This is a genomic window from Methylovulum psychrotolerans (genome assembly GCF_002923755.1).
Classification (GTDB): domain Bacteria; phylum Pseudomonadota; class Gammaproteobacteria; order Methylococcales; family Methylomonadaceae; genus Methylovulum; species Methylovulum psychrotolerans.
Genome location: NZ_PGFZ01000002.1, coordinates 388463 through 395333, shown reverse-complemented (window position 1 = coordinate 395333; position 6871 = coordinate 388463). Strand labels below are relative to the sequence as shown.

General features: G+C 47.0%; 9 protein-coding genes. 7 read left to right on the top strand and 2 right to left on the bottom strand.

Annotation, left to right across the window (positions count from 1 at the left end; translation table 11 throughout):
• Nucleotides 1-85 precede the first annotated feature (85 nt).
• The 7 genes from AADEFJLK_RS07530 (at nucleotide 86) to AADEFJLK_RS07500 (ending at nucleotide 6242) form a co-directional block, all read left to right on the top strand.
• On the top strand, nucleotides 86-628 hold the full coding sequence (locus AADEFJLK_RS07530; protein ID WP_103973839.1) for a hypothetical protein: 543 nt from the start codon (nucleotides 86-88) through the stop codon (nucleotides 626-628).
• Between the two features lie 20 nt (nucleotides 629-648).
• Nucleotides 649-1707 (top strand): AAA family ATPase, encoded by a 1059-nt coding sequence (locus AADEFJLK_RS07525; RefSeq protein ID WP_103973838.1) that lies wholly within the window; start codon nucleotides 649-651, stop codon nucleotides 1705-1707.
• Entirely contained in the window at nucleotides 1700-2230 is a 531-nt protein-coding gene (locus AADEFJLK_RS07520; protein WP_103973837.1) for a hypothetical protein, read from the top strand. The genes AADEFJLK_RS07525 and AADEFJLK_RS07520 overlap by 8 nt, the downstream gene beginning before the upstream one ends.
• A gap of 27 nt (nucleotides 2231-2257) precedes the next feature.
• The gene (gene glyS / locus AADEFJLK_RS07515) at nucleotides 2258-4327 is read left to right on the top strand and encodes a glycine--tRNA ligase subunit beta (RefSeq protein WP_103973836.1); all 2070 of its coding nucleotides are present in this window, start codon (nucleotides 2258-2260) and stop codon (nucleotides 4325-4327) included.
• Nucleotides 4328-4445: 118 nt separating this feature from the next.
• On the top strand, nucleotides 4446-4991 hold the full coding sequence (gmhB, locus tag AADEFJLK_RS07510) for a D-glycero-beta-D-manno-heptose 1,7-bisphosphate 7-phosphatase (protein ID WP_103973835.1): 546 nt from the start codon (nucleotides 4446-4448) through the stop codon (nucleotides 4989-4991).
• A 43-nt stretch (nucleotides 4992-5034) separates the two neighbouring features.
• Nucleotides 5035-5709, top strand: coding sequence for a lysophospholipid acyltransferase family protein (locus AADEFJLK_RS07505; RefSeq protein ID WP_249027998.1), 675 nt, complete (start codon nucleotides 5035-5037; stop codon nucleotides 5707-5709).
• A 116-nt stretch (nucleotides 5710-5825) separates the two neighbouring features.
• Nucleotides 5826-6242, top strand: coding sequence for a hypothetical protein (locus tag AADEFJLK_RS07500; RefSeq protein WP_088618438.1), 417 nt, complete (start codon nucleotides 5826-5828; stop codon nucleotides 6240-6242).
• Nucleotides 6243-6353: 111 nt separating this feature from the next.
• On the opposite strand, the gene AADEFJLK_RS07495 is transcribed toward AADEFJLK_RS07500, so the two are convergent.
• Both AADEFJLK_RS07495 and AADEFJLK_RS23880 read right to left on the bottom strand, forming a co-directional pair.
• On the bottom strand, nucleotides 6354-6536 hold the full coding sequence (locus tag AADEFJLK_RS07495; RefSeq protein ID WP_103973833.1) for a hypothetical protein: 183 nt from the start codon (nucleotides 6534-6536) through the stop codon (nucleotides 6354-6356).
• Nucleotides 6537-6578: 42 nt separating this feature from the next.
• Nucleotides 6579-6871: Shedu anti-phage system protein SduA domain-containing protein (locus tag AADEFJLK_RS23880; protein ID WP_146054536.1), on the bottom strand; the 293-nt coding region annotated here is incomplete at its 5' end.

Genomic DNA, 6871 nt, shown 5'->3' with positions numbered 1-6871 from the left:
AATAATTTAACCCGAGTGAAAAAAATCAGTGCAGAAAATGACAGCGGGCTTTCTATTGCGGAGTTAGTAGAGAGGGGCTGGATTGATGAATCGTAATGCCCACGTTTTTATTTTATGTGAAGATACGGTTCACTACCATTTCGCCAGAAAATATTTTGAGCTGTTGGGATTTGATACAAGAAAAATACGCGGTGACTTCAATCCTAAAGGCAGAAGCACGGGTTCGGGTGCGGAATTTGTAAAGGCACGCTATGAAAAAGAAGTGCAAGCGTTCCGTAGCAAAATAACGTATTTAGATTATATCTTGGTCGTTATCATTGATGACGACACCATAGGGAATGCCCAGCATTTAAAGCCCACCCCGTTAGCCGATGAAGCCATTTTAATATTTTCACCCATCCGCAATATTGAATCATGGTTTTGTTATATTGATACTGGCGATCTGGACATTGAAGAACCAGACGAGAAAGGCAAAATAAAAGATTACGCACCTCACTATAAAAAAGGCTCAAAACCCACAGAATTCGCCAAAAAACTAAAAGCAGAAATCTGCCTTAAGGGTTTGCCTAACACCGCCCCGTCATCGTTGCGCCAAGCTTGCAATGAATTGGCACGGCTTAAAAACTAATTTGCTGGCCTAACAATAAAATGGAAAATTTTTTCAAATCCGTAAATATTACCAATTTCAAATCGCTTAAAAGTGTGACCTTAAGCGATTGTAAACGCATTAATCTGCTGATTGGTAAGCCGAATGTGGGCAAGTCTAATATTTTGGAGGCGTTGGGTTTATTTGGATTAAATTATAGCCAATTTAACATCAATAAAAAATTGTCTGCGTTTATTCGCTATGATAATACCGCAGAATTGTTTTTTAATGGTGTTACCAGTGACGGGGATATAGATAGACCCATCATAGTGGTAGCAAAGAATGAAATCAATAATATTGAGAAGGATTGCATCCTCAGTGACCAGGGTTCACGACTAGAAATTACAACATCATTAGGAGAAGGATGTGGCGATACTTTTTATGTTGATAGCGAAGCCAATATAACAACGTACCGGACAGATTATGAACAATGGAAAATGGAATCGCACAATAGCTTATTCCAAGTCAAACCCTATAAATTCACTTCCGGCTTAATCCTGGAAAAAGAACACAGCCCATTTTTAATTCCTCCTTTTGGAGTCAATATACTTCATGTTATCCAAACCAATAAGCAATTAAAATCTGATTTATCACGCATTCTTTCAGGCTATGGCTTAAAGCTTTTAATCGACAATGCAAGCAATTCGTTAAGAATAATGAAACCATTGAGTGAAGATAATATTATTTCGTTTCCTTATAACTCCATAGCTGACACGTTGCAACGGCTTATCTTTTTTAAAGCAGCCATTGCCTCCAATCAAGATTCCATCCTATTGTTTGAAGAACCCGAAGCCCATTGTTTTCCGCCGTATATTGCCCATTTTACCCAAGGAGTCATTAACGCCGAAACCAACCAGTTTTTCATTGCCACGCACAGCCCTTATGTCTTGAATGATTTCATGGAAGATCAAGAGACACGGGCGCAATTAGCCATTTATATGGCCGATTTTCAGGATGGGCAAACAGTTGTCTACCGTTTGACGGATGAAGAATTAAACGAGGTTTATAATTACGGGATTGATGTGTTTTTCAATTATGAGCGATTTACGGCGCATGGATAATCACATAATTCCAGAATGTTATCTCGATACCATGCTGGTTGAGACTTTGATATTTCCGGCCAAGGCTTACAATCATCAAAAAGGCTGCCATGCTGTCGCCAAGGAGATGCAGGAAAAATTTGCCGACTCTTTTGCGTTAGGCATTATTGATAATGACAAAAAACCAGTCGATTACTTGGCCGAATTTGTAAAAATTGCCGAATACGAAAGACATAACATGATGTTGTTTAAACACCCGAAAAAACATCATTACCTGATTTTGCATCCACCTATCGAAAGCTGGTTGATAAAACAAGCGGCGGAAAAAAATATGAAGTTACCCGATTACGGGTTGCCAGCGGATTTAAAAAGCTTGATAAAAATAACCAAGATCGCCACCAGCAAACAAGACCCTCGCTTTAAACGCCTGTTTCGGGATTTGGAAACTGGACAGGCTGACGGTATACGGATATTAAAGGGCTGGGTCGCGCATTTAAAACACCATACCTATAAAACCGACATCAACACATTACAAAACCTGTAATCAAATACATCCAACAAAGGTCGCCCTGTGTCAGAACAACAACATTTACTTTTCGAATTAGGCTCTGAAGAATTGCCGCCCAAAACTTTGCTGAAACTGAGCAACGCGTTGCTAAACAACATCATCCAGGGGCTTAACGCCGCCGAGCTGACGTTTACGGCCAGCAAAGCCTACGCCACACCCAGACGCTTAGCGGTTCTGATTGAAAACTTGGCGACCGCACAGCCGGACAAAACCGTGGAAAAACGCGGCCCTGCCATCCAAGCGGCGTTTGCGCCCGACGGTTCGCCCAGCAAAGCCGCATTAGGCTTTGCCAGCAGTTGCGGCACAACCTTTGAGCAATTGGAACGATTAAAAACTGACAAAGGCGAATGGCTGAGCTTTACCCAAGCGGTCAAAGGCCAAACCACCGCCGAGATTATCCCCGACATCATCCGCCAAAGCATTGCCGCTTTACCCATCGCCAAGCGGATGCGCTGGGGCAGTTTTGCCACCGAATTCGTCCGGCCTGTGCATTGGGCGGTATTATTGTTCGGCGAGCAAGTCATCAGCACCGAAATACTAGGCCTAACGACAGGCAACACCACCCTAGGCCACCGTTTCCACGCCCCGCAAGCCATCACCATCAGCAACCCGCAAGCTTATGAGGCGGCGTTATTCAATGAGGGCAAAGTCATTGCCGATATTGAACAGCGTAAAGCCATTATCCGCGCCAAAGCCCAAGCGGCCGCCGCTGCGGTCAACGGTAGTGCCCATATCGAAGAGGATTTGCTGGAAGAAATCGCCGCCCTGAACGAATGGCCCATACCCGTCACAGGTAACTTTGACCCGCGCTTTTTGGAACTGCCCGCCGAAGTGCTGATCACCACCATGCAAACCAACCAAAAATACTTTCCGGTCAAAAATGCCGACGGCGGTTTGCTGGCACACTTCATCACCTTCAGCAACATCGAAAGCACCCGCCCCGAATCTATCCAACAAGGTAACGAACGGGTAGTGACACCACGCCTTGCCGATGCGGAATTCTTCTGGACACAAGACCGCAAACAAACCTTAGAGCAGCGCGTCGAAACCCTGTCCAACATCGTCTTCCAAGAAAAACTGGGTACGGTTGCCGACAAAACCTTACGCGTGATCACCCTGGCCGAAGCCATCGCCACGCAATTGTCGGCCAATACCGATTACGCCAAACGCGCCGCCCTCTTGGCAAAAACCGATTTAATGACCAACATGGTCGGCGAATTCGGCAACCTGCAAGGCATTATGGGACGTTATTACGCCTTAGCAGAAGGTGAAGCGGCGGAAGTGGCTTGGGCGCTGGAAGAACAGTATTTCCCTAAACAATCGGGCAGCGAAACCGCCAGCAGCACCACTGGGCAAATCCTCGCCATCGCCGAAAAACTTGATACCTTAACAGGCATTTTTAGCGCCGGATTGATACCGACTGGCGATAAAGATCCTTACGCCCTACGCCGCGCCGCATTAGGCACGTTACGGACAATGATAGAAAACGGCCTGAGCTTGGACATCCCCAAGCTCTGTGCGTTGGCGTTGGAACAATTTCCACACAGCTTCGACAAAGCCGCCACCCAGAACGCCGTGGTCGAGTTCATTTTTGACCGCCTCAAAGGCTACTGTCTGGATAAAGGCTATAGCGCCGATGAATTTGATGCCGTCATGACCTTAGCCCCCACCGAACCGCTGGACTTTATGCAGCGTCTGGCGGCGGTAAAAACCTTCCGGCAACTGCCCGAAGCCGACAGCCTAGCGGCGGCCAACAAACGTATCCGCAATATTTTGAAAAAGTCCGACACCACCCCGGCGGAAATCGTCGGCGAACTGGTCGAAGTCCAAGAATTACAATTATTAGCCGCCGCCCGGCAGTCTGCCCAAGACATCCTGCCCTTATTGGCACAACACGATTATCAGGCGACCCTCAACCGTTTGGCGGGCTTACGCAATGATGTCGATGCGTTTTTTGATAACGTCATGGTCATGACCGATGACCTGGCCTTACGCGCTAACCGCTTGGCCTTGCTGGAATTGTTGTCGGCACAATTTTTGACCTGCGCCGACTTGGCAAAACTGCAATCCTAATGCAAAACCCGGCCATCGGCTTCGCACCACTGCTGCACCGTCAAGGAACTATACGCCTTGCCGGGCAGTCGATGCCGCGTACCCGCAACCTAGTCTTGCCTCTTACCGCCTGCCGCCCATGAACCAGCAACGCTTCGTATTATTAGACCGTGACGGCGTGATTAACCAAGATTCTGAAGACTTCGTCAAGTCACCTGACGAATGGTTGCCTATCGCGGGCAGTTTGGAAGCCATTGCCCTGCTCAACGCGCACAGCTACCAAGTTGCCGTCATCACCAACCAATCGGGTCTAGCACGGGGCTTGTATGATTTGGCCATGCTGGAGCGCATCCACGCCAAGATGCACCACTTAGCCGCCGAACACGGCGGCACTATCGCTGCCATTTATTTCTGTCCGCACGGTACCGACAGCACCTGCGCTTGCCGCAAGCCCAAACCCGGCTTATTACTGCAATGTGCGGCGGAACAGCACATTAACCTAAGCGAAACCGTGATGGTCGGCGACTCATACCGCGACCTGCAAGCCGCTTGGGCAGCCGATGCCTTACCTGTCCTGGTGAAAACCGGCAACGGCAGACAAACCTTAAACGCCCATCCCAACCTTACTATTCCTGTTTTTGACACTCTTTATGACGCAGCCAAACACCTCGTATCAGGGCAATAAACTCACACTTTACTTAGGGTCAAGCGTACTTTTTGCCTGGATCATGCTCACCCCGTTCATTTTTGGGCCAGTAGTCATCACCTGTATTATCTTCCCCTTCTCGGTACGCTATGCCATCGCCAATTTTTGGGTCGGCTCCATACTCTGGGTAGCCAAAGTGTGTTGCGGCGTACGTTATAAAGTAGAAGGCTTGGAAAACATAAAAGACCTGACCGCCGCCGTGGTGCTGTGCAAACACCAATCGGCTTGGGAAACCCTAGCGCTCAGACAGATTCTGCCTACCCAAACCGCCTTATTAAAACGTTCGTTACTGTGGTTACCGCTTTGGGGTTGGGCCTTGGCGACCCTAAAGCCGATTGCCATCGACCGCACCCAACAACGCGCCGCCCTACGCATGTTGCTGGAAAAAGGCACCCAATACTTAAACGAAGGCATTTGGGTGGTGGTTTTCCCAGAAGGCACCCGTACTGCCCCAGGCGAGGTGAAAAAGTTTAATGCGGGCGGAGCCATGCTGGCCGAAAAATCCGGCTATCCGGTCGTGCCTATCGCCCTTAATTCAGGACAATGCTGGCCACGCTACAGTTTTTTAAAATATCCCGGCACCATCACCGTCAAAATCGGCCCGGTCATCGCTACCGAAGGCCGCAAAGCCAACGACATCAACACAGAAGCGGCGAATTGGATAAAAAACGCCATGGCGGCTATGGAACAAACATAACCCTATACCCCAACCGCACTTTTTTGCGAAAAAACCGACACCTAGCCTGCACAAGCACAACTTGCAGGTATAATGCTAGTTAACCTTCAAAAAATAACAACAAAGGCACAACACACATGAAAAAACGACTGCTTATCGCCTTATTGCCTGTTTTATTAACGGCTTGCGCAGAGAAAGACCAATATCAGGCAGCGGTATTGGCACACATCCAAAAAGACCAACAATTACAACAAGAACAGCATTTAAAAGACTATAAAATAGACCCCGAACGGCTCGCCAAATGCGTCGTGGACACCAGTGCCAACAAAATGCCCGGCATCTTCATCTACGACCCGTCCCGCCTGACAGCCTTCCGCAATTACACCAAAATGCTCAACGCGCCTTTTGCACCGGATCCTAAAAAAGCCTTTGAAGAGTTGCGTATCCTATTCACCCCCGAACACACCCTTGCCGAAGCCCACGCCAATTTTACCGAGAGCATGTTAGATTGTTATTCGGCAATGGTCTCGGAAAGTGAGCCTGACGCGAAATAAAGCGGGGATTGGGGAGGGTTTCCGGCTAGGCGGAGACCCTTTTGGTTTGAAATGAGGGTCTAAATGATAACCATAAGGAAGCGGTAAGCATTTTTTCTTATGGAATAGAGCTTAAATAATCACACGGTCGACTAACTTGCCTTTCTTATTGAGGATGCCCGCCTGCTTCAATGACCGTTTTATATAATCTACGGACACATCCGTTAAGCTATGGTTTTGATTAACAGCTTTTCTGCCTTTTTTACATTCTAATGCAGCCAAACGGTTATCAAGGGCTTCTTGTAAATTGAACATAGAGTAATACTTGCTAATCAGTTAGATTTATTTCACACAATTTCAATACGTTGCTGAACCAATGGTATTCCGTGCAGCATCCATAAGATGATCGTAATGAAGAATTAAAATTTTCTCAGTATTCAATTTTTTGCGACTAATGCGGTATGTTTCATCTTTGAAATTGTCACGCCTACCAGCAATTACACAAAAATGAAGTCGTGATTTATCCATCGTTATAAACTCTTCTGGCAATGATTCGCCATATTTTTTGTATTTATTAAACGTCTCTTTCAATGACGAGTAATGACCGTCAAGCCACCTATCCCAATCATCAACTTGCTTTAATCCTTTTT